At 33.6% G+C, this 23,594-nt stretch carries 24 protein-coding genes and 3 riboswitches; of the genes, 2 read left to right on the forward strand and 22 right to left on the reverse strand.

All coding sequences use genetic code 11. The features are described 5' to 3' along the window. Window positions 1-4 precede the first annotated feature (4 nt). The 19 genes from ACREV6_RS03820 to ACREV6_RS03910 form a co-directional block, all read right to left on the reverse strand. On the reverse strand, window positions 5-1,459 hold the full coding sequence (locus ACREV6_RS03820) for a 4-hydroxyphenylacetate 3-hydroxylase family protein (protein ID WP_431576691.1): 1,455 nt from the start codon (window positions 1,457-1,459) through the stop codon (window positions 5-7). Window positions 1,460-1,824: 365 nt separating this feature from the next. Further along, window positions 1,825-2,850, reverse strand: coding sequence for a sigma-54 interaction domain-containing protein (locus ACREV6_RS03825; protein WP_431576692.1), 1,026 nt, complete (start codon window positions 2,848-2,850; stop codon window positions 1,825-1,827). Between the two features lie 67 nt (window positions 2,851-2,917). After that, window positions 2,918-3,769 (reverse strand): YitT family protein, encoded by an 852-nt coding sequence (locus tag ACREV6_RS03830; RefSeq protein WP_431576693.1) that lies wholly within the window; start codon window positions 3,767-3,769, stop codon window positions 2,918-2,920. A 19-nt stretch (window positions 3,770-3,788) separates the two neighbouring features. Then, entirely contained in the window at window positions 3,789-3,929 is a 141-nt protein-coding gene (locus ACREV6_RS03835; RefSeq protein ID WP_431576694.1) for a hypothetical protein, read from the reverse strand. 90 nt (window positions 3,930-4,019) lie between these two features. Beyond that, a complete protein-coding gene (locus ACREV6_RS03840) occupies window positions 4,020-4,202 on the reverse strand; it encodes a helix-turn-helix domain-containing protein (protein WP_431576695.1) in 183 nt (60 codons plus the stop codon). A gap of 261 nt (window positions 4,203-4,463) precedes the next feature. After that, window positions 4,464-4,787: an energy-coupling factor ABC transporter substrate-binding protein gene (locus ACREV6_RS03845; RefSeq protein WP_431576696.1), complete on the reverse strand. Its 324-nt coding sequence runs from the start codon at window positions 4,785-4,787 to the stop codon at window positions 4,464-4,466. Then, entirely contained in the window at window positions 4,787-5,539 is a 753-nt protein-coding gene (locus ACREV6_RS03850; RefSeq protein WP_431576697.1) for an energy-coupling factor ABC transporter permease, read from the reverse strand. Before ACREV6_RS03850 ends, ACREV6_RS03845 begins: the two co-directional genes overlap by 1 nt. A 63-nt stretch (window positions 5,540-5,602) precedes the next feature. After that, window positions 5,603-6,430, reverse strand: a complete 828-nt coding sequence (locus ACREV6_RS03855) for an energy-coupling factor ABC transporter ATP-binding protein (protein WP_431576698.1) — start codon at window positions 6,428-6,430, stop codon at window positions 5,603-5,605. 12 nt (window positions 6,431-6,442) lie between these two features. Further along, window positions 6,443-7,291, reverse strand: coding sequence for a cobalt ECF transporter T component CbiQ (cbiQ, locus tag ACREV6_RS03860; RefSeq protein WP_431576804.1), 849 nt, complete (start codon window positions 7,289-7,291; stop codon window positions 6,443-6,445). A gap of 259 nt (window positions 7,292-7,550) precedes the next feature. Then, a riboswitch (cobalamin riboswitch) is annotated at window positions 7,551-7,729 on the reverse strand. A 203-nt stretch (window positions 7,730-7,932) separates the two neighbouring features. Beyond that, window positions 7,933-8,106, reverse strand: a riboswitch (cobalamin riboswitch). A gap of 44 nt (window positions 8,107-8,150) precedes the next feature. Beyond that, the gene (locus ACREV6_RS03865) at window positions 8,151-8,690 is read right to left on the reverse strand and encodes a cob(I)yrinic acid a,c-diamide adenosyltransferase (RefSeq protein ID WP_431576699.1); all 540 of its coding nucleotides are present in this window, start codon (window positions 8,688-8,690) and stop codon (window positions 8,151-8,153) included. Window positions 8,691-8,865: 175 nt separating this feature from the next. After that, window positions 8,866-9,834: an ABC transporter substrate-binding protein gene (locus ACREV6_RS03870; RefSeq protein WP_431576700.1), complete on the reverse strand. Its 969-nt coding sequence runs from the start codon at window positions 9,832-9,834 to the stop codon at window positions 8,866-8,868. A 16-nt stretch (window positions 9,835-9,850) separates the two neighbouring features. Then, on the reverse strand, window positions 9,851-10,588 hold the full coding sequence (locus ACREV6_RS03875; RefSeq protein WP_431576701.1) for an ABC transporter ATP-binding protein: 738 nt from the start codon (window positions 10,586-10,588) through the stop codon (window positions 9,851-9,853). Between the two features lie 5 nt (window positions 10,589-10,593). Then, window positions 10,594-11,520 (reverse strand): FecCD family ABC transporter permease, encoded by a 927-nt coding sequence (locus tag ACREV6_RS03880; RefSeq protein WP_431576702.1) that lies wholly within the window; start codon window positions 11,518-11,520, stop codon window positions 10,594-10,596. 273 nt (window positions 11,521-11,793) lie between these two features. Further along, window positions 11,794-11,968: riboswitch (cobalamin riboswitch) on the reverse strand. Between the two features lie 137 nt (window positions 11,969-12,105). Next, window positions 12,106-12,378: a hypothetical protein gene (locus ACREV6_RS03885; protein WP_431576703.1), complete on the reverse strand. Its 273-nt coding sequence runs from the start codon at window positions 12,376-12,378 to the stop codon at window positions 12,106-12,108. A 319-nt stretch (window positions 12,379-12,697) separates the two neighbouring features. Further along, window positions 12,698-12,865: a hypothetical protein gene (locus ACREV6_RS03890; RefSeq protein ID WP_431576704.1), complete on the reverse strand. Its 168-nt coding sequence runs from the start codon at window positions 12,863-12,865 to the stop codon at window positions 12,698-12,700. 37 nt (window positions 12,866-12,902) lie between these two features. Next, window positions 12,903-13,154 (reverse strand): exo-beta-N-acetylmuramidase NamZ domain-containing protein, encoded by a 252-nt coding sequence (locus tag ACREV6_RS03895; protein ID WP_431576705.1) that lies wholly within the window; start codon window positions 13,152-13,154, stop codon window positions 12,903-12,905. After that, window positions 13,138-13,602, reverse strand: a complete 465-nt coding sequence (locus tag ACREV6_RS03900) for a GNAT family N-acetyltransferase (protein ID WP_431576706.1) — start codon at window positions 13,600-13,602, stop codon at window positions 13,138-13,140. The genes ACREV6_RS03895 and ACREV6_RS03900 overlap by 17 nt, the downstream gene beginning before the upstream one ends. A gap of 258 nt (window positions 13,603-13,860) precedes the next feature. Next, window positions 13,861-14,346, reverse strand: a complete 486-nt coding sequence (locus ACREV6_RS03905; protein ID WP_431576707.1) for a hypothetical protein — start codon at window positions 14,344-14,346, stop codon at window positions 13,861-13,863. Beyond that, the gene (locus ACREV6_RS03910) at window positions 14,333-15,115 is read right to left on the reverse strand and encodes a hypothetical protein (protein ID WP_431576708.1); all 783 of its coding nucleotides are present in this window, start codon (window positions 15,113-15,115) and stop codon (window positions 14,333-14,335) included. The genes ACREV6_RS03905 and ACREV6_RS03910 overlap by 14 nt, the downstream gene beginning before the upstream one ends. 399 nt (window positions 15,116-15,514) lie before the next feature. Here ACREV6_RS03910 and ACREV6_RS03915 point away from each other — a divergent pair, with 399 nt between their 5' ends. Both ACREV6_RS03915 and ACREV6_RS03920 read left to right on the forward strand, forming a co-directional pair. After that, complete coding sequence (locus ACREV6_RS03915; RefSeq protein ID WP_431576709.1) at window positions 15,515-16,876, forward strand: MATE family efflux transporter; 1,362 nt, start codon at window positions 15,515-15,517, stop codon at window positions 16,874-16,876. Continuing rightward, window positions 16,873-18,180, forward strand: coding sequence for a GNAT family N-acetyltransferase (locus ACREV6_RS03920; RefSeq protein ID WP_431576710.1), 1,308 nt, complete (start codon window positions 16,873-16,875; stop codon window positions 18,178-18,180). Before ACREV6_RS03915 ends, ACREV6_RS03920 begins: the two co-directional genes overlap by 4 nt. A gap of 152 nt (window positions 18,181-18,332) precedes the next feature. Here ACREV6_RS03920 and gad read toward each other — a convergent pair whose 3' ends face one another. From gad to ACREV6_RS03935, 3 genes are all read right to left on the reverse strand, one after another. Continuing rightward, window positions 18,333-19,721 (reverse strand): glutamate decarboxylase, encoded by a 1,389-nt coding sequence (gad, locus tag ACREV6_RS03925; RefSeq protein WP_431576711.1) that lies wholly within the window; start codon window positions 19,719-19,721, stop codon window positions 18,333-18,335. A gap of 71 nt (window positions 19,722-19,792) precedes the next feature. Beyond that, window positions 19,793-20,776 carry a DUF3231 family protein gene (locus ACREV6_RS03930; protein ID WP_431576712.1) on the reverse strand — a complete coding sequence of 328 codons (984 nt, stop codon included), beginning with the start codon at window positions 20,774-20,776 and terminating at the stop codon, window positions 19,793-19,795. Window positions 20,777-20,855: 79 nt separating this feature from the next. Further along, a complete protein-coding gene (locus ACREV6_RS03935) occupies window positions 20,856-23,579 on the reverse strand; it encodes a chemotaxis protein CheB (protein WP_431576713.1) in 2,724 nt (907 codons plus the stop codon). Between the last annotated feature and the right edge of the window lie 15 nt (window positions 23,580-23,594).

The raw sequence follows: 23,594 nt of genomic DNA on the forward strand, positions 1-23,594 counted from the left end.
AATTTCACTCCTTAATTTTTGCTATAACTTTAGCTAATTTTTTCTTTTTGTCTAAATTACCTTGTCTCCATATCATTATTCTTTGAGCTTGTGGTGAACCAGCACCATGCATTGACTCAGTTCTATAACCTACGGCAGCACTTCCTAGCGTTAAATTTTCTATAAGTCTTAGTATTCTTAATCTATTTTCAGTTGGTACACTAGCTACGCCCTTTAAATATTTTTCTATATATGGTCCTATTTTAGGGTCCTTTAGGTCTTTCTCTGATGGCATTGTCACCATTAACCCTCCTGCTATATCCTCTGCAAGTCTTGCTATCTCATAAGGGAATCTTGTTATATTTTGTTTACAAACATTTGCTAGTAACAAATCTATTTGATAGTTTCCAGACTTTGTAGCAGAGCCTTCACAGGAACAGGCAATACCACAGCTGTATAGGGTTTCATTTAAGTGAATCATCTCTATAAGCTTATCTTTTATGTGAGATGCCTTATTTGCTCCATTATAATCAGCAGCCACAGCAGATGCTCCTATAAGTACATCTCCAACTCCAACTTTACATCCACCATAGCTTTGTCTATGATATCCTGCAAATCTTTCTACCAGCATTCCTGAAAACTCTACTTCTCCGTTTAAAAATATTCTTTCATTTGGAACAAATACATCTTCAAATATAGTTAGGGTTTCATGTCCTCCAAAAGTACTGTTTCCTAAATCTATCTCTGCACCCTCTTCTAACTTTCTTGTATCACAAGATTGTCTTCCATATATACTAAAGATACCTTCTGCATCAACTGGCACAGCAAATGCGATAGCAAAGTCCTTATCATCTGGCCCCATTGCTATTGTTGGCATAACTAATATTTCATGAGAATTAACCATTCCTGTTTGGTGAGCCTTTGCTCCTCTAACAACAATTCCATCTTCTCTTCTCTCTACAACTCTTAAAAATAAATCTAAATCCTTTTGTTTACTTGGAGCCAGTGATCTGTCTCCCTTAGGGTCTGTCATTGCTCCATCCACAACTAAATCCTTTTCTTGAACGTACTCCATGTATTTCTTGAATTTTTTATGATAATCAGTTCCATGAGCTTCATCAATCTCAAAAGTAGTACTATATACAGCATTAAAAGCATCCATACCAACACATCTTTGAAAACATGCTCCTGTATTTTGACCGCATAATCTCTGCATTTTAACTTTGTTTATTAAATCATCATTGCTTTTATGAATATGACAAAATCTATTTACCACTTTCCCTGTTAAACTTGATGTAGTTGTCATTAAACCTTCATATTCATTTTTCTGCGCAAGTTCATAAGTCATAGCTACTGAATTTAATGATGGTCTTATCATTGGATGATCCACAGGATTTTCTATAAGCTCTCCAAATAAATAAACTTTTTGTTTTAATTTTCTTAAACTATCAATATATTCTTCCCTTGTCATTAATGGCATAATATATCCCCCCAATTTCTCTTGATGTATATATACTAAGCAATAGCCGTGCCAACTATATAATTTATTATTCTTTAATAGCTTGCCCCTTAAAACGCCTATGTTAAAATCTTATTTATAAAATTTTCATAGTTTTACTTACCTTATAATCATTTTACTGAATTGCAACTCTTTTTTTAATTATTGAATCAAATCCTTCAAATTAGCCATATCCAAAAATGCATACAGTGCAACTTTGCATACTTTAAGGACATTTCAGAAGGAAAGTCTCCTTCTGAAGTCGTTAATTACAGCTCCGAAAGAGATGATTTTAGTCATAAAAAGAAAACTCTCTAAACTTTTATTGAAGTTTAGAGAGTTTTCTTTTAGTTTTCTTTATTGTATTTTTGCCTTTTTCTAACTAATGTAGAGGGGTTAACCCCTAAAGCTTTTGCTGTCATTCTTATATTTCCATAACGTCTCATAGCATCCTCGATTATTTCTTCTTCTATAGTCTGAATTATATCCTTCAAATTACATCCTTTTATACTTAAATTGCTTATACTAAATTCTAGTTCATTTCCTTTGTAGCTATCACTTATATATTCTGGCAAATCTTTTCCATATATAATTTTGTTATCACTCATAACCACAGACCTTTCTACTATATTTTTAAGTTCTCTTATATTTCCTGGCCAAGAGTAATACTTTAAGCAATCTAATGCCTCATCACTAAAATAACTTTTGAGTCCATACATCTCATTAATTTCTTCCATAAAGAACTTGATAAGTGGTACAATATCTCCTTTTCTTTCTCTTAGAGGTGGTATTTTTATAGGAAAAACACTAAGTCTATAGTATAAATCCTCTCTAAATAAATTTTCCACTATCATTTCCTTTAAATCTCTATTTGTTGCTGCTATTATCCTAACATCCACCTTTACTGGCTTTAATCCACCTACTCTTCCTATCTCATGTTCTTGTAGTACCCTTAAAAGTTCAACTTGAACCTCTTGTGATAACTCCCCAACTTCATCTAAAAATATAGTTCCTTTATCTGCAAGCTCAAATAGCCCTATTTTACCCTGCTTATTTGCTCCTGTAAAAGCTCCTGCTTCATAGCCAAAGAGCACGGATTCTATTAAGTTTTTAGGTATAGCTCCACAATTTATGGCAACGAAAGCTTCCTCTTTTCTTAAACTATTATAATGTATATACTTCGCAATCCCTTCTTTTCCAACTCCTGTTTCTCCTTGCACAAGTACTGTGGTATTTACCCTAGAAACCCTGCTTGCCATCTTTAGTACTTGTATCATATTATCATCTTCTATTATCATTTTACTTATATTAAAAATATCACTTTTTATTTTTTCTTCATTACTCTCTTCTATATTCTCTAAAATCTCACTCATAATATATAATCCCCTTTAAGGAAACTCCCTCTATTACTTACCTAAAATTCCTATTTAGCCTGATTTTTTAATGTGTTAACGACTTAAATCCATCTCCAAAGGCTTCATATATATTATTTACTGTTATAAAGGCATCCTTATCAACAGAGTTTATAAATTTTTTAAGTGTTATAAACTCCCTTCTTCCTAAGATAACAACAACAACTTCTTTGTTTTCATTTGAAAAATCCCCTACCCCATTATATACAGTAGATGTTTTATCTAGTTCTTCTCTTATATATTTCCTTATCTTATCGCTGTTTTTACTTATAATTGTAACTTCTTTGCACAAGTTTATTCCATCTATAATATTATCTATAACATAACCATTAATTATAACTCCAAGCATTGCATATAATGATAGCTTAATTCCAAAAGCAAAAGCTGCCATTATAGTTATAATTAAATCGCACATTAAAACGCCTTTTCCTAAATTTATATGAAAATATTTATTTAATATTTTAGCTAAGATATCTGTGCCTCCAGTTGAAGCATTTTGATTAAATACTATAGCCATACCTATCCCTGATATTAATATTCCAAATATAAGTTCTAGGAAAATATCTCCTGTAAGTGAATTATTAATAGGTATAAACTTTTGAAATACGATTATAATACCCGATACACCAAAGCTTGCATATACACTTTTCCCACCAAAACTCTTTCCTATAATAATAAATGCTATTGCAAACAAAAAAAGATTTATTATTATCATAATCCAACCTACGGATAATCCCCCTGTGAATTTATTTATAACTATTACTAGTCCATTAGCTCCACCTGTTGCCAAATTATTTGGCATTAAAAAGAAATACATACCTGCTGATACCATAATCATTCCTATATTTATAAGCACAAATTCTTTTATCTTTGTTTTCATAATATTCCTCCTTCAAATTCTAAACATTATTTAACCCTAATTTTAGAATTTGAGGTGGCTCTGGAAAACATCCATATGCATTTGCTCTTTTTAAATTTAAATACGTAGCATTAAATAAATCATTCAATGAGAATTTTATTAACTTATTTATTTTACCCATATTTATGGCACCTCCCAGATTGAAATATTTACAATTACTTCAATATACAATATATTATAAAGTAAAACTTTATATGTCATACATATTTTACTACCCCAAGTTCAGGTTATACTTTTTTATTTTATATTGCAGATTTTGTCTTGAAATACTAAGTTCTCTTGAAGTTTTGCTAACATTATTATGGTTTTTTTTCAGTGTTTTTTCAATGATCTCCTTTTCAATATTAGCCATATAAGTGCCCAGCTCGAATTTTCCATCTGAAGTTATCACCATATATTATAAACACCTCCCTATTTAACATAGAGTTTACTTATATAGTTGTATAGAATTATTCTGACTCCTTGTTTTTAAATGGTAATTTACGGTGTAAAAAAGCGGCAAAAAAAACCACACCCCAAAGATATAGAATAATGTAATTAACTTTCCCTTTTAACCCTTAGTTCAGGGCACCTAAAGCTGATATTTAATTTTGTGAGATATAAATCATATTGGCAGTATCTAATACTGCCAATATGATTTATATATTGAGTCCCATTATTTAATTTTCTTCTCCTGATTTTCTTTTTTAGTTCTCTCTACAAATCTTCCGAGGAAAAAGAAAAGAACACCGACTCCAATACCTGTCTGTAGACAAAAGAGTAAGCTCTCTATTTCGCCTGGTAATTCTCCACCAATCCAAGTTTCCATAACAGGTGTAGCCCAAGGCTTATAATCGGTACCTGTAATCTCTGAAACAACTTTGCTTCCTGCATCATCGGAGCCACCGAATTCAGCACCCTTTAACGCAAATAATGGTATAATGGCAATCAATGCAGCAATAATTAATAAAATGACAACTTTTTTTTTCGTCTTTACCATTAATTTTCACCCCCATTTAAAAATCCAAGATCTGTAAGTTCAGATTTTGCATATGTTTCAAGACCCATAATGATGACAACAGTCAGAATACCTTCGATAATTGCCAGTGGAAGTTGTGTCGGTGCAAATACTGCAAGGAATTTACCAGCAGATGCTAGGATACCACCGCTTGCAGAAGGATAGGCAAATGCAAGTTCAAAACTCGTTACACAATAAGTAAATAAGTCGCCTAATGATGCTGCCAGAAAAATGCCTAGATATTTATTTACTTTCAGCTTCTGGCATAATTTGTAGATTACATAAGTAATAAGCGGTCCTGCAATAGCCATAGAAAACGTATTAGCACCAAGAGTTGTCAGTCCGCCATGAGCAAGCAAAATTGACTGGAAAAGTAGTACAATGACCCCCAAGATGCTGACCGCCATTGGTCCGAATAAGATTGCACCAAGACCAGTACCAGTCATATGTGAGCAACTTCCGGTTACTGACGGAATCTTTAAAGATGAAAGCACGAAAATAAATGCGCCTGCCATAGCAAGAATAGTGATGGATTTACGATTATTTGACAATGTTTTATTAATTGATAAATAACCTGCTACTAAGAATGGGACGCAGATAACACCCCATATTACACAAAATTTTAGTGGAAGATATCCTTCCATAATGTGCATTGCGTTTGCTACGGTATTTACTCCGAAAGTTAATGCAAAAGCTATTGCAATAGAGACAATTCTTCTTTCTTTTTGATTCATTTTTTTCCTCCTTTATTGTTTTTAATTTATATTAATCTAAGCTAAAACACCTAGAAAAACTAACTATTTTTCAAACATTCCCTTGAACTCTTGGGTACTTTTCGGATAGGCTTTAGTATCTTCCAGTAGATGTTTTTCTACAAGCAATTCATAGACCGCAAGCATGGTTGGCTGTTTTAAATTTGCCTGTTTTAAAATTTCAGCCTTTCGGAAAATTTCTAGCGGCGTTCCATCTGCGATAATTTTCCCCTGGCAGAATACAAGAACTCGCTTAGCCCATCTATATGCAAAATCTACATCATGGGTGGAAATCAGCATTGTCTTACCCTCCAAAGCAAGCTTGTCCAAAACTTCTTCTAACATCAGTGTATTTAAAGGGTCAAGTGATGCAGTGGGTTCATCAAAGATAATTATTTCCGATTTCATAGCAATGATACCCGCAATGGTGACACGCTTCTTTTCACCACCACTCAAATAGTGTGGCGGACGATCTTTAAAATCTGAAATGTTCATATATGCCAGTGATTCCTCAACCCGCTTTAGTACTTCCTCTTTAGGAAGCTTTAGATTCATCGGTCCAAATCCAACTTCTGCCCTAACTGTAGATGCAATTATTTGATTGTCCGCATCCTGAAATACGATTCCGATTTTTTTTCGAAGCTCCTTTAAATTCTTTTTATTGACCACTGTACCCCTGTAAATGATTTTTCCCTGTTCTGGTGTAAATACACCGTTTATGTTCAAGAAAAACGTGGATTTTCCGGATCCATTGGACCCAATGACCGCGATTTTCTCACCTTCATAGATATCCACGCTTACGCCGCCCAATGCAGACTTTCCATTTCCGTAGACGTAGTATAGATCTTCTACACTTAATATTGGTTTTTCCATAGTATCCCCTTTCTATCTTGTAAAGCCCCAAATTAGAATCAAAAAAATTATGAATACTACTGCAGAGACAATCTGTATTGTCTCTACCTTTTTATCTTCCTCCAAAAATATAAGATCTCCATCATAGCATCTGGCCTCCATGGCATCATAATAAGCATTTGCCTTTTTAAGTGAAATAACCAGCATATTGCTTACAATGCTTCCAAATGTATAACAGGAAGTTTTAAAATCACAGTAGCCTAGGCGTGATTCTGCAGAGTTTTTCATTTTAGCATAGACATCCATTAAAATGAAAATGTAACGGTAAATCAGGTTCATCAGTTCTACAATAAGCTTTGGCACATGTGCGGCTCGAAGCACATAAATAATCTCAGAAGATGGAGTCGACAGTGTCATCATCTGTAGGGCACTTATAGCTGCAAACACCTTCAGAATCAAAAATACTACTTGCTTAAGCTTTGCCTGAGATGTAAACACATAGCAGAAACCAAGATACAGGTTATACTGCCCCATGGGCTGCTTTGAAAAATCAATGGCAATGGTAAAAGTGCCAAGGAGAATAAAGACGATTGGAATCGTCAGTATTGACAAATATTCATTTACTGGAAGCTCTCCTTTTACAATGGTCAAATAGGCCATTGCAATAATGACCACAACAGATACATAAGGATTTTCCAATGCAATACAAAGAATCAGTATAGCAGCAGAAAGAGATACTTTAAAAGTAGCATTCCAGTGTCTGATTTTAGAAGTGTGAGCATAAAAATCAATTGAAAACCCTTCGCCCTGTTTATGCCCGCTTTTATGGTAATGATGATGTTTCCCATCTCCATGTTTCCATTTGAAGAAAAAGGCAGCCATCACAAACATGACACATAAAATAATGATAATTTTTTCCATGTCACAACTCCTTTGAATTTTTACCTCATGTCAGCATTCTTGAAAATTTTAGAACCACAAAAATGAAGGAAACATTGTGAACAACGGAACCGATAATTGGGTTAAAAAAAACAAAAATCCTTTTAACTAAAGTGTTAAAAGGAAACGCTTGAAAAATATGCTTATTCATATAAAATAAACAAATTCTCATTATAATGCCCTCTCTATCACTCGTAGAGTTTGTGGTGCAAAAATATAGGCAGGTGTTCTGACTCAAGAATCATTATTTAAGTACGCCTTCCCCGTTTCCAAGTGACATAATATACCTAAATTCATCTATTACAGCTACGAGATAGTTCAGGATTTTAACCTGATTCCCTTTTAATTAATTTTAATTAAACCTATATTTTATTATTTAGTTTTTAGTTCTTTGCAAATGCTCTTACTATAAAATAAGTCAATCAGTTTAGCTTTTAAAGCACTATGATCAAAAAAAAATACTCAACCTACAAAAGGTCGAGTAAAAGATTTTATAAAAAATAAAATGCCTTCACATCCCATGTGAAAGCAATATAATGCAAAAAAAAGCATATATAATTGCAATCCCTTCCCTCCGTAGGATAAAGCTGTATATCATCTAGGCAGGTCTCCTGGCTTGCGGGTCACTCTCCTCCAACCTTCCCAGCGTTTGCCAGTGGTATAGATTTGTCTCCGTGTACAGTAGCGGGGGCTGCAGTGGATTTAGACCACTTTCCCTATTAAACCTTTAAAAGGTACCTTAGATAACTATTTATTAAGTTATTATTGCTATTATATACTATATTTCCCTTTATTGCAACGCCTAAAATTCTATGCCCTCTCTAGATGGCACTCCATCATTAAAATAATGCTTTATGTCCTTCATCTCAGTTACAAGGTTTGCTTTATCTATTATAGCTTTAGGTACATCTCTTCCTGTTAAAATTAATTCTATATTGTAAGGTTTACTATCTATTAATTCTAGTATTTGTTCTTCACTTATTAGTCCATTGTTCAGCGCTCCCATTACCTCGTCCATAATAAGTATATCGCATTTTTCTTCTTTTAATGCTTCTTTGCAAAATTCATATCCTTTTTGCACTTCTTCTTTTAATTCAATTTTTTCCTCAGCATTTAATGTCCAAAAAAATCCTCTTTTTTTCTCAAACCTAAATATATTAAAAAAGGGAGCCAATTTTTTGGCACTTTCAATTTCCCCGGTTTTACTTCCTTTTAAAAACTGTACCATAAATACATTGTATCCGTTTCCCGCTGCTCTCACGGCTAGTCCTACAGCTGCAGTTGTTTTGCCCTTTCCATTTCCTGTATAAATTTGCACATATCCATTTTTTAATTTCCCCATTATAATCATCTCTCCTTGTTTAAAATATGTAATTTCCTCTTATTAAACCTTATTTTATCACATATATTTCAAATAAACATGCTAGCTTCTATAACTTAAATATATATTTCTACCAATCTCCCCCTCCTTTTTGTAGGCACATAAGATACCGAAACAACAATAAGTTCATTCTTTATCATTTGATTATTTCACCATAAATTTTAGTTTGAAGTTCCTTTAATCCCAATAAATATCTCATGGTTGCATTTGAAATTAACTTTTCATCCATAATAATGATATTATTATCTTTTATTGCTTTAATTTGAGAATAGCCTGGTCTTTTTTTGATTTCATCAAGGGATACAGATTTATTCATAGCACCCTTTTGCGCAACATAAAATTCAATCAAATTTGCCTTTGAAAGTAATAATTCTTCGCCATACTCAACTACAGTTGAAGATCCTTTAGCTTTAACATCCTTAGCGATATTTTCCAGTCCAATAATTGTTAATGCCCTTCCAGCAAAGGAATTCGGTGTTACAGTTCTAATTTTATTACCCGTGCTTTCAAAATATGCAACTTTTTTATTTTTTATCTTTTTAGCATTCTGTTGAACTTGCGCGATTTCTGTATTAAATTGCGTTATTAAAGCTTTTGCTTCTGAGTCTTTTCCTACTAGCATACCCAGTCTTGTTAAATAATCTCCAAACTTATCAAATTCACTACAGTAAAGATTCACAACTATAATCCCTGCATCTTTAATTGCTTTAAAGTAATCAGGATTGGATTTTAAGTTTGTGGTACGAACCAAAACAACATCCGGTTTTGCTGCAATCACAAGCTCTGGATCATCCTTTAAGCTATATTGAGTCTTTGTAAGCACTGCCTTTGGATATGTATCACTGGTTCCAACACCCATAATTTCACTATCTAATCCCAGTGAGTATAAATTCTCAGTATGAACAGAATAAAGAGAAATTATTTTTTTAGCGGGTTTATTTAACACAATTTTATTACCACTATCGTCCACAAAATCAATTTTTGAATTTGTCACACCCTCTTGTTTTATTTTAGTATTATCCTTTTGCTCATTAGTTCCATTATTTACTGCACACCCTGTTAAAAATAAAAATACTATCATCATTAAAGCCAAAATTCTTTTCATAATTACCCCCACTTATTTATTCTGAAATTAATATATGATTGATAAAGTCCCCTTGAACTTTAAAAACCTCTTTAAGAGTAGTTCTATTTAGAACTTCTTCACTCTTTCCAAAAGCATAAACTCCTTGTTTATCTAAAACAACCAATTCATCACAAAATTTTCTAGCGAAAAAAAGATCATGAATCACAATTATAACAAGCTTCCCTTTATTAACTTCCTTTCTCAGCTGTTCAAAAAACTTCACTTTATAGAAAATATCAGCGTTTGAAAGGCCTTCGTCCACTAAAATCACATCACTCTCCTGAGCGAGAATTTTTGCAAAGACTGCACGTTGAACCTCTCCACCACTCAATGTTGTAAGCGGTTGATCTGCAAAGTCTTCCAAATCATTTTCTCGTATCTTTTCATAAATAATCTGATGTTTTTTCATATGAGTTTCCGTATCATGACAATAACGTCCCATGGCTACCAACTCCTTAACTGTATATGGAAATTTAATAGATGTATTCTGCCGCATATACGAAAGTTTCCTCGCCATTTCCTTATTGGAATACTTATAAACAGGCTGTCCACTTAGATATATACCCCCTGAATCCATTTTTAAATCTCTTGAAACCATATTTAAGAGAGTAGATTTTCCAGCACCATTTGGTCCAACAATTCCATATAACACTCCAGAAGCAAATTCCAGATTAATATCTTTTAAAATTACGCGTTTACCATAACTCACATTTATGTGTTTAAGCTTTAACAAAAAAATCACCTCTTTTTTGCAATGAAAATATAAATAAAAAATGGTCCACCTACCATTGTGGTAAGTACCCCTACGGGAATTTCATGTTTAAGAATCGTTCGTGTTAAAGTATCTGCAAGCAATAAAAACAGTGCACCTAGTAATGCACTCATAGGCAATACTTTTCGATTGTCTGCTCCGATGAAAATACGGCACAAATGTGGCACTACTAAACCAACGAATCCTATAATACCACATAGTGAAACTGAAAACGCAGTTAAAGTCACTGCGATTAGCATCAATAAGCGATATAAAAAATTATATGAAATGCCAACTGAATTTGCTTCACGACGGCCTAATGTGATGATGTTAAGCTCTCCCATAAAAGCATATGCGATTACAAAACCTATTAACATCACAACTCCTATAACCATGACTTTATGGAGTGGCTTAGATGACAAATTTCCCATGAGCCAATACACCATAGTTGCTACATCCTCATCCGCCAAGCTTTTTAGAAGACTTAGTCCTGCTGAAAAAATACTACCTACAATTATCCCTGCTATAATTACATTTGTGGATTCCAAGTCTCCTTTGACCTTCGATAGCCACAATACAATCCCAATAACAATAAAACTGAATAGTATTGCAAAAATTTGTATGGGCATATTTATTCCAAACCTAATATTTACATAAATTGCAAGACAAGCTCCAAAAGCACCCCCAGAAGCAATACCCAAAGTGTAAGCATCCGCAAGAGGATTTTGCAATAACCCCTGCAGAATAACCCCGCTTGTTGCCAGCGCACTACCAACAAATATTGCCACTAAAACACGTGGTAATCGAATCTTATAAAAAATTGTATGGGCAATCTCTCCATCTAAATTTATCAAATTAACCTTACCCGCTTGGATAGCAAATACAGCAAGTCCAACAATACAAATCAAAAGCATTATGTTTATTATTTTATATTTCATAGATCACTTTTCTCACCTAACTTTCTAATTCAAATGATAAATACCCCTGTAATGCTTGCGTAAAGCCTTACAGCAATAACCTTCAACATCGATTTTGTTTCTCTAATCTATCCCCGAAAACAAAAATACTCCACCTACAAAAGGTGGAGTAAAAGATTTCATAAAAAATAAAATGCCTTCACATCCCATGTGAAAGCAATACAATGCAAAAAAGCATATATAATTGCCATCCCGTCCCTCCGTAGGATAAAGCTGTATATCATTTAGGCAGGTCTCCTGGCTTGCGGGTCACTCTCCTCCAACCTTCCCAGCGGTTAGCCAGTGGTATGGATTTGTCTCCGTGTACAGTAGCGGGGGCTGCAGTGGATTTAGACCACTTTCCCTATTAAACCTTTAAAAGGTACCTTAAATAATTTTTTATTAAGTTATAACAATAGTATAGAATATTTTTTCTTTTTTTGCAATGCCAAAAGAGAGATTTTTGGAAAGCTATCTCTTTGCTAATTATTTTGTTTTTAATGAATTCGGGATATTTTTCATTAACTAATTTTCCTATTCTATCTAATATTTTATATTCTGTTTCTTTTTATAACACATGGTTTTTGCTAAAGATTCCGATAAATAATAGCTTAATATAACAAATAAGATGTAAGAAAAGGCAATAAACATCCATAACAGAACTGCTCCCGGAGCTCCAATAGTTTCAGCAAGAAAACTTAAGTTACTAAATTCTGGACCTGGGCTAATCATTGATGTGATTCCATGTAGGCTAAAATCGAGAATAACACAAAAAGTAACTATAGCAATATATTTTATTTTCTTAATATTTTTCATGAAAAACTCTCCTTTACTAATTTTTATTTTCTCATTACTTAATTAGTAATTTATATAAGTGTTTAAGGTTTGATAAGATCTTTATTTTTGTTTCATCCTTACTGTTTGTAGCTCTTCGATTATTAATCCATTTACACAATTCACCATGTAAATAACCGTGTAATATATCTCCAATAAAATTTGCCTTTTCTTTTGAAATTTTATTGTTACTTATAACTTTATTTGTAAATGGAATATCTGTCCCTTTGATACATATTTGCATTACTAAAAATTGGCATAAAAATACCGTAACTAGCAATCTTTTATATTTGACTGCTAGCTACGGGTATAAAAAAACTACCTTCTTTATTTCACACTTTACTTTTATTGCAACTTTAATTATGCCCTTAACCCCTAATAATTTAATTGCCCTAATAGTATTTTGAGCTAAATCCAGGACTGTATCTTTTAATATCTTTGTACAAGTATTATCACCTTTTTCATACATTTTTAATATTACAGGAACTAATGCCGCAATCTCTCCCTTATTTGAATTTTAAATGACCCCATCCGCAAACTCCATGCTCATGCGAAAATAAGGCTACTAAATTATATTTTTTATGCAAAATATCAATTGTTGATACTAACTTTTTATTAACACCAGTGGGACCTGTAATTAGTCCTAATCTCTTTCCCTCAAAAATACTTGTATATTCTTCCAAGTTATCTGTTCCGCCAGCTGTAAGCTCCATAATCATTAAATCATCTTCTGAAATGTGGTTAAAGCATACCCTCATAAATACCAGGTATAGAACCCTCTATTACTTCTGCCCCAATAGCTTTTTCATAAAATTCTATAGGTCCTGCACCACCTATTATTGCATAGCCATATCCCATTTCTTTCATAGCTTCCAAGCATTTGATAAGGAGAGATTTTCCTATTCCTTGTGCTCTAAACTCATTATCCACACCAGTAGGTCCAAAGAAATCCCTGCAAGTTGCTTCATAGCAGGCAAACCCAATTATTTCTTTATCTTTTATAGCTATATAACAGGTCACAGGTTTATTTGAATAGGCTACTTCACATTCACTAGCCCAATGTTCAGAAAACTTATCTTTAACCCATGAAATAACACAATGTTTCTCAGGAGGTAAAGCCCTTCTTATAGTGACTCCTTTACTACAAAGTTCTTTTAAATTATTATCAGGTTTTAAATTATATAATTTAACTAGCATATCTGCCATAATTTCTCTCCTTTATATATTATTATTTTTAAATATTATTAGTTAGAATAATATTAACCTTTTACTGCACCTACTGTTACACCCTCTAAGAAATACTTCTGAAGTCTAAAGGCATGGGGTTCTTAGGTACTAAATAACTTTCTTCAATATCACTAATAATATTAACACTAATTATTTTCCCTAACAATTTCACTACCAAGCAATCCATTGACCACATTTGCGGTAGTATAACGCCCGTTTCAAGACGTTTTTTTAAATCTAAATCCCTATACTACTCAAATTATCTAATCCTTGCAATCTTTCAATTTCTTTATTATGAAGTTCTAAAAACTTATTAAAACCCTTATTACAATTATCAAGATGTATACTACACAAGTCATCATTTACATTTTTAATTAAGTATGCCGAATATATATCCCTATGGACCTTAAGTTGTTGTCCATTATACTCAAAATAATTCCACCTTTGAGATAACTTCTTTTTATTATATTGTTGATTTAGGTGGTTGTACTGCGAAGCTTTCACTTTTTTTGTATTAATTTCAGTGTATTTCCCACCTTTAGCTCTTAACTTATTCTCTAATATTTCCAAAAACTTACTAGGTGCTTTATTTGCTAATGATTTACCAAATCTTTTTTTCTTATTGGTTTTCCCAGTTTTCTCATTGATAGTTGTGTTTTTAGCACGTTTTTGAAGACCTTTAAAATTCATTTCTTCAACATAGACTACACTACAATTTAACACCTTTTTTAATCATTCCATTTCCATCAAAATTATTAGGACTAGTGGTTCGTTTACTTCTATCCATAAATCTTAGAATTCTACGTTTTTCATTTTCAATGTTTTGTACATGTGGAGCCAATTCGTATAGCTTAACATCATAATAAGAAAAAAAAGCAACTGTTTGCGTACCTATGTCAATTCCACAAGTTCCACTTCCTATATCATTTTTAATTTCTCCTATCTCCTTGTTAAACTTAACAGTAGCTACTCCATCTAAAACTATTTGAAGCATATATTTATATCGCCCGCGTACAAATTTCCTTTTAATTCTACAGAAACTTATTTTATTCCTCAACGCATCTATCTCATATTGATTATTTATATTAAGCATTGTTTCAAGATTTAAACCTATCCATTTAAAAGTATTCATTTCAATATCATATCTTATTCCAGTTTTATTAGACTTACCTTCTAATGAATTTAGCGGGTTATTTCTGCCTTTAAAACGAACCTCCGCGCCTTTACCAAATATATTAGTTTCTAAAGCTTCCCATACTCTTGATGCAATCTTCTGAGAAGTGGAACTGTCTATATTTTCTTTGAATGTATGTTGAACTAATTTTACATCTTTATGGAGTGAATATTCAGTTAACCTATATTCTTTAAGCATTTCATTTTTAATATGAAAATATGGAGCGCAAAGCTTATTCAATTCTTTCTTATTGCATTTGCTTTTATAAATATTTAACAATTCAGATTGATTGTTTCTCCATTTTCTACTCTTAATCATTTCATTGTTCCGCTTTTTTAGCCAGTTCACTCTTATTGTAGCAGGTTATCGCTATAACGGATGCACCAGAATCCTCCTAATTAATCATTTAAATTTGTTGGTTATTTATAATTCATAATTTAGAGTGTTCTTTTAATTAAAAATCTTTACATCCTCTTTTTCTTATTATAACTCTCATAAAACAATATTTTAATGTTTTTTTTTAAAAAATTATATTTTGGAATAAAATTTTAATTACTATTCGTCTTTCCTATATATAGAATGTATAAGATATATTGACAATTCATGAAAATATAAATATGATTAATTTATACTATACCTATGTTTCATTATAAACAGGGTGTTTTTAAGCACTCATGGCAATATACGGTATGAAATAATTGAGAAAGGAGTGCGTCAATGGGTAAAAATATATTAAAAACAACAGATGAAAAATTCAATGGTGATATCAAGAAGATTTTCATGCTTTCATGGCCTATTATGATTGGCATGATACTTCAAAGTCTTTTAGGAACAGTTGATACATATTTCATATCAAACCTTGGTACAAATGAATCCGCAGCTGCTGCACTATCTAATTCAGCTTCGAGTGTAATATTTGTAATATCAACTCTTGTTTCAGCCGGAACTATAGCTCTTGTTTCAAGAAGCTATGGCGAGGGGGATATGGAAGCAGTTAGAGCTTTTAGTGGACAATCATTTACTCTATCACTTATTTTCGGACTAATATTGAGTATAATATGTTTCTTAAATGCAGAAAGCATAATCAAATTAATTTTTAATCCGAAACCCAATGTAGCCATTCTAACAGAAAAATATTTATCTGTTATCTTTATTGGAACAATATTTGTATTTTTAAATTCAGTATTAAGGACAATACTACAATCATTAGGTGATACATTAACTCCACTTATAATTTTTGGAATATCTAATATAATAAATGCAATACTTGATCCCCTTTTTATGTTCACATTTCATTTTGGAATAAAAGGTGCTGCTATTGCAACAGTTATATCTATGGTTTTTTCCTGCATTGCAATTACCATTGTTCTTATTAGGAAAATATACGAATCTAGTATAAATAAATTTATATGGAGTATGAAGCTGCAACTAAATAACAGTATGAGAATATTAAAGATAGGAGGCTGGGCATGTTTGCAGCAGGTTGCAAGACCTATTACCGGAATGTTTATGTTCAGCCTTGTGTATACAGTTGGGGGTGGTGAGGCTACCGCAGCTTTTGGAATAGGTGGACAGCTTTTTAACTATACCTTTATATTCCTTGTTGGTCTTTCAACTGCCATTTCAATAATGGTGGGACAAAGCCTTGGGCGAGGTGATATAAATGGATGTGATAAAATTATAAAAGAAGGATTAAAACTGGCAGCCTTTAATATGGTTTTATTTTCAATACCCTATTTGATTTTTCCTGCAGAGATAATGAGTTTTTTTATTAATGATCTCTTAGTAATAAAAACTGGAGCACAGTACCTAAGAATAGTATATGTAGGTCTTGTTTTTGTAATATACACAACCATTTATGGAGGAGTTTTCCAAGGGTCTGGAGATACATTTCCACCTATGATTTCCTCAATAGTTGCAAATGTAGTTTTAAAGCTTCCTATTGCGTACCTACTTGCAAGAACATTTAATATGGGAACAAATGGCGTATGGGCTGCCGTAGCTTTATCCGTTGTAATTGAGGCAGTTATTATAATAATATATTTTAAAACCAATAGATGGAAGGAGAAAATTATATGATAGTAAAAACTAAAGCATCAGACGCAATTATGGAATACTTAAAGCAAAATAAGATTGTGAATTTAAATATAATAGGCATAATAGAAAATGAGCCAGAGGCAGAAATATATGTAGATAATAAAGATTTATCAAGGGGGATTCTTGTAAGATATGAATATTTTAACTACATATATACAGAGGATGATGAGTTTTTAGATGAAGTACTTGATACACTGTTTAAAGACAATTATTATGGATTTTCAGGTTTAAACAGGCCACTTGCTGAGAAAATAAGAAAAAGATATATACTCACATGGGAAAGTAGATGTGCATTGTATTACCTTCCAAAAGACAATTTAGATTTAAGTCTTATAAAAAACCCTGTAAGATCTATTGATATAAAAGATGCAGAATTAGTTGATAAATTTTACACCTATAGAAATCCAGAAAGCCTTAAAACCATTGAAAAAGATATATCTCATAGACCATCTTCCGCCATATATGTTAATGGAGATATTGCCTCATGGGTACTTGTACACAATGATAATTCCATGGGTATAATGTTTACAAAGGAGGAGTACAGAAAAAATAATTATGCAGTTGATACTTCAATAGACCTTTCATCAAAGATTATGAAGCTAGGAAAAGTACCTTTTCTTCAAATAAATGAAATAAATAATATGTCACCAGGTCTTGCAGCAAAGTGTGGCTTTGTAAAATACGGTTATTCAGATTGGTTCGGAATAATTAAAGGAACACCAACGGAGCTCATAGACGCAAACAATCAAAGCAGAAACAATCATATTAAAGCCATTGAAAATTTTAGGTATATAGAAGATAAAGAGCTTAATTGTATGTACCTTCCACCCTACATTTTAAATAGTGAATATGAAAAAATAGAAGGATTTACTATTGAAAAAGCTACAAATAGTGAAATGATAGATACATGGTGTGGAACTTTTATAGCTGCTCTTGAAATTAAAGAAATTAAAAAGAACACTTTTAAAAATATAGTTTATAATGCTGTTACAAACATTGAAAATGGCTATACTCTTTATAACGGGATTTTAAATGGGGAAGTAGTTTCTACAACTGCATTTAGTAAATTAGATACCGATGTCTTAGGATTATATTTTTGGGCCGTTAACCCTTCATTAAGAGGAAGAGGAATTGGACGAGCTACAGTGATTAAAACAATAAAAGATGTAACAACAAATGATGATATAGAGTTTATATTACTTCAAAGTCCTGATAAATATGTTGATATGTTAGAAAAAATAGGATTTGTTCACAGTCATTATATAAATAATGATATGGATATATAGCAATAATTTATAAATTCAAACGGTTGTACTTTGCATAAGTTTAGCAAGGCCTAATGAGAAGGCTATCACTGTTGATATAAAAAAGCAGCACTAATCAAATTATTTTTGTTAGTACTGCTCTATTTTGCGTTTTTCTTATGATATCTCATTAATTAATGATGGAAACTAACTTTGTTACAAATACAAGTATTTAATACTGATTTATCCTTTAAAATCTCCAATTCTTTTTTTAAATCACGAAGAAGTAAAAATATCATATCACGACTAACTCCGTGACGAATTAAAATACGTTGTACAATTAGATTCTCGCGATTGCTTGGGAGTGGATAGGAGGCGATTTGCCAACCATGCATTCTTAAACGGTCGGAAAGATCATAAAGTGTGAATCCAGTTGCAATTTCATCCTTTAGTTTATAGCAAACTGCAGGTATTGCACCATGACCATCATATAGTATTTCAAATAAATCTATTTTTCCAAGTTCTTCTCCTAAAAATTGGGCAGTATCGGCACATGCACTCTGAATTGCAGTGTAGCCCTCATGACCCAATTGCAACAGCTTGTAATACTGAGCAATAATTTGACCAGCTGGCCGTGAAAAATTCAATGCAAAGGTTGGCATTTGGCCTCCTAAATAATCCACATTAAAAATTAAATCCTCAGGCAAATCATCTAAAGTCCTCCAAACTATCCAACCAACACCAAGTGGTGCCATACCAAATTTATGACCTGAGGCGTTAATAGATTTAACCCTAGGAATGCAAAAATCCCACTTAATATTTTTCTGTATAAATGGTGCAATAAATGCTCCGCTAGCTCCATCCACGTGAATGGGAATATCATAGCCTGTTTCTTCCTCAATCACATCTAAGGCTTTAGCCAGTTCCTGCACCGGTTCATATATGCAGGTAAATGTGCTACCCAAAGTTGCCACTACTCCAATTGTGTTCTCATCACAATAATCCACTAGTTGTTCTGGCTTCATACCTAGCTCATCTGGTAGTAGAGGAATTTCTCTTATTTCCACATCAAAATAACGTGCAAATTTATGCCAACATATTTGTACAGGTCCGCATACTATGTTAGGATTATTCGTAGATTTGCCCTGAGCGGCGCGACGTTTGCGCCACTTCCATTTAAGTGCCAAACCACCAAGCATTGCAGCTTCGCTAGATCCAATTGTTGAACACCCGATGGTGTCTAATTTTCCAGGTGAATGCCAAAGATTTGCCAATATGTTCACACATCGATGTTCAATTTCAGCAGTTTGGGGGTACTCATCCTTATCTATCATATTTTTATTAATTGATAAATCCATTAAATCACGAACTTCATCTTCAATGTATGTAGTACAAAAAGTTACTAAGTTTTGACGAGCGTTTCCATCCATAAATAGCTCATCGTATATCAATTGCCTAATCACTCCAGGATCGGAAATTTTATCAGGTAACTCGTCTTTCGGAAGCTGATTCTGGGCTATTGAATTTGTATAAAGGTTTTTAACCCCTTCATCATCCCTGTTTATATTATTAAACAATGTCATATTTTATTCACCTCTCTTATCCATAATAATTAAAATCAATATCTCTTTAGCTTTTTTCATTTGATCTCAATTTATGTCACTGGCTCCCCATAAATTGGGACTACTCTTGTCCAACCTTTCATTTTTCCATACTTCAAATATTTATCGTAATACTCTAACTCTTCATTAAGGAGCCCGCTCCATAACTTACGCAATGAATCGTTCCTAATTGTCTCTATGATTGCTCTAACATGAGTATCTAAGGATGCTAATTCCAAGTTTAAAATAATTCGATACATAAATTTATCCGTAATTGTTTCAGGATCGATGGGAGACGTTACTGGTAGTGGCGGTCTATTAGGCAGCGGTACATTAAGCTTTAGTGCTAACCGTTCAAGCTTTTTAACCTGCTTATCATAAATATATAACCCATGTTGAAGTATTACTTTAAACTCAGTATCATGTGCAAAACTCGCGAATATACCTATGAGTTCAATTTGTTCATATCTCATAGTAATATGATCCCAAATATGAAACGCTTCAGAAGTAGACAGCTGTTCTTCTAACTGATTAATAGAAGTCTTGTAAACAGGATACGTCTCTTCCCAGCCTTTCACTTTACCAAACTTATAAAGGGTATCAAAATCCTCAAAATGAATTGTTAAATCTTGTATGATAGTATTTCTTAAATTATCATTCGTACTGGTTGAACGAACTGCATGTATAAGAGACATCAGCTGCGCTATTAGATCATGGTATATCTTTTTATATATGTAATCATCTGTTATATCATTAACACGAGTTGCAAACTTGACGTCCACCGGAGGTCTGTTTGGCATGATGATACGAAATTTTTCGCCTAATTCCTCTAAATTTTTTATTTGCTTTTCAAAATGCACCTGAAATTCATCTAGAATTATTTCCCAATCTACATCATGAACAAAGTTTTTAAATAATTGAACAGTTTGAGTGCTAACATATCTTGCTCTTAGAAGACTATATATATTAAATGCCTCCTGGATATCTAGACTGTCTTCTCTCTTCGCAACTTTTTTTATTAATGAAATTAGATCCAATATCTTCACCCCTCAATTATAAACATTGTTATTAGTATGTGTAGAATAACTTTTACATATACCTTAAGGGATGAAATACTTATATCTTACTATGCTTAGGCTCTAAGGTTGCAGCGACTTCCTTATGCCCTTGTTGTACTTCAACACGTAGCCTATCATTTACCAGTAAAAGCTCGCCCTCTTGCTCTTTAATGCGTTGTTCCAAAATCAAGTTTGATTTGCTAAGCTCCGCCTCCAACTCTTTAGATTTAGTGATATTTACAAAAGTGATGACCACACCATCCTTTTTGCCCTCTAACGTATGGTAAGGCAGAATGCACGCGTTAAACCAATTCCCATTGCGAGACATAACCTGTTTTTCAACAGTAATCATCCTGCGTTGTACATCCATAACATCCTCTGTCAGTTCAGGATAAATAAGATCTGACGCAATATCAGTTATAGGCCTTCCCACGTCACTGGAAATCAACCTAGAGACTACAGTCATTTGATTGGTGAAGTGCTTGACCAGCATCCTACTATCTAAAAATAAGGTAGCAATCTTCGTGCTATTCATTAGATTATTCATATCGCTTGTGACTAGTGACAGGTCGTCTAACTTGGCCTGTAGCTGGAAATTGATTGTCTTTAGCTCTTCATTTGAGGACTGTACTTCTTCTTTGGTTGTGGTCAGTTCTTCATTTGTCGATTGGAGTTCTTCGTTGCATGACTGCAATTCCTCATTACTGGATTTGAATTCTTCTTGTGATATCTGCATTTCCGCACCGGCTACTTGCCACATTTGGCGAGTTTGTAGTAGTTCTCGCTCCAGTTCCTCCTCACGCTTATTACTGGCAGGAATTTGTCCGATTGTGTTTATTGTTTCACATGCAATAGGTATAGTCACATCAGTAAAAATAATCATTAGCATTCCTCGCAGCGCTTCCGGCTCTTTGAGCGGATTGACTGAGATATCAACCAGCAGCTGTCCCCCTTCGTTTATCACAATGGCATTCTTGGTAGTAACCGCCTTTTTTCGCCGAACAGCCTTGTAAAAGGTGTCACTCAGTTTATAGTTTAACCCTTCACGGGCCATGGCAAAAATATTCCAATTAACCTTACCGGAAGCCGGTTCCAGGTACTTACCCGTTCGCCCGGTAATGTAGAGGATATCACCTTTACCGTTGACCAGCACTGTGGCCGGTGAATAATATTGCAAAATCAATTTATCCGCCAGCGACTGCATATTTTGAACCTCATCCGACGGCTGATTCACTTCTGGTTGATATGGTGCAAAGGAGTTGGGGAATTCTATAGGTTCCCTCTGAATTAAGGGCCTAAGCCTCTGATAGATTCGCGATTTGAGATCAAGTGGTTTAAAAAGATCAGTAAAGTTCCCCACTAACTCCGCACTTCCTAAAAACAAAAATCCGCCACTATTGAGACTGTAGTGAAAAAGAGGAATGAGCTTTTTCTGAATTTCTGGTGTCAGGTAGATAAGTAGGTTCCGGCAAATCATTATATCCACCTTTGTAAATGGCGGATCCTTAATCATATTTTGCTGAGCAAAGATGACCATATCCCGAATGCTCGAGGCAACCTGATAGCCCCTATGCCCCTTGATGAAATACTTATTCAGGCGCTCAGAGGACATATCTTTTTCTATATTAAGATCGAAAACTCCCTCTCGTGCTTTATCAATAGCTTCACAGTCCAGATCAGTAGCAAAAATCTGAACAGAAAAATCTTTGAAAGGCTTTAACTTATCCATCACGTCTTTAAAGACAATGGCTAAGGAATAAGCCTCTTCGCCAGTGGAACAGCCAGATATCCACACTCGAACCGTATCGGTGGGCGACCTCTGAGCTAAGAGTGCCGGTATAACTTTATCACTTAGCAAATCCCACTCCACGGATTCGCGAAAGAAACTGGTAACCCCAATTAAGAATTCCTTAAATAACAAATTCAATTCCTGAGGATTATCCTTCAAAAAACGGACGTAGGTGGCTATATCGTCAATTTGATGCATACCCATACACCGCTCAATTCTACGTTGTATAGTGTTTTTTTTATATGAAGAAAAATCATGCCCTGTATGTGATCGTAACATACCTATAATATTATCGAAGTAACTCGTGAGTTTATCTGAATGGTCTTTGTCAGCCATAACCATACACGACTTGTGCTCAAGATAAGATATAATCTTTGAAGGCATTTTCTCTACGATGGATATATCGTCTGCTAAACTGGCATCAATGGCGCTGCGAGGCATGCTATCAAATTTGGCAGAGGACGGTTCCTGAACAAAGACACCTCCTCCTTTTTCCTTGATTTCTCTAAGTCCCACTGTACCATCCATACCCATTCCTGAAAGTATGACACCAATACTCCTCGCCTGCTTATCATTCGCCAGGGAGCAAAAAAAGAAATCTATTGGTAGCATCAGATTGTGGGGATCAGTATAATCAAAAATGTGTATCACATTATGCTTAATAGACATATTCTTATTTGGCGGAATTACATAGACGCAGTCTGGATGAACAAATATATTCTCATAAGCCTGTACAACTTTCATACTAGTATGACTCTGAAGTAACTCCACCAAAATACCCTTACTATTCTTCTCCATGTGCTGAACTATAACAAAGCCCAATCCGCTATTTTCAGGCACATTACAAAGGAAAGCTGACAAAGCCTCTAGTCCTCCTGCGGAGGCACCTATACCAACTATTGAAAAGTCTGTTTTTGCAGTATCCATTTTGAGAGAACCGCCCCCAGAATTTTTAATTTTTACGTTTGTGTCGATGTTCTTATTCCCTTTCATCCTATCCCTCCATTC

The organism is Clostridium sp., from assembly GCF_050717515.1.
Taxonomy (GTDB): domain Bacteria; phylum Bacillota; class Clostridia; order Clostridiales; family Clostridiaceae; genus Clostridium_AD.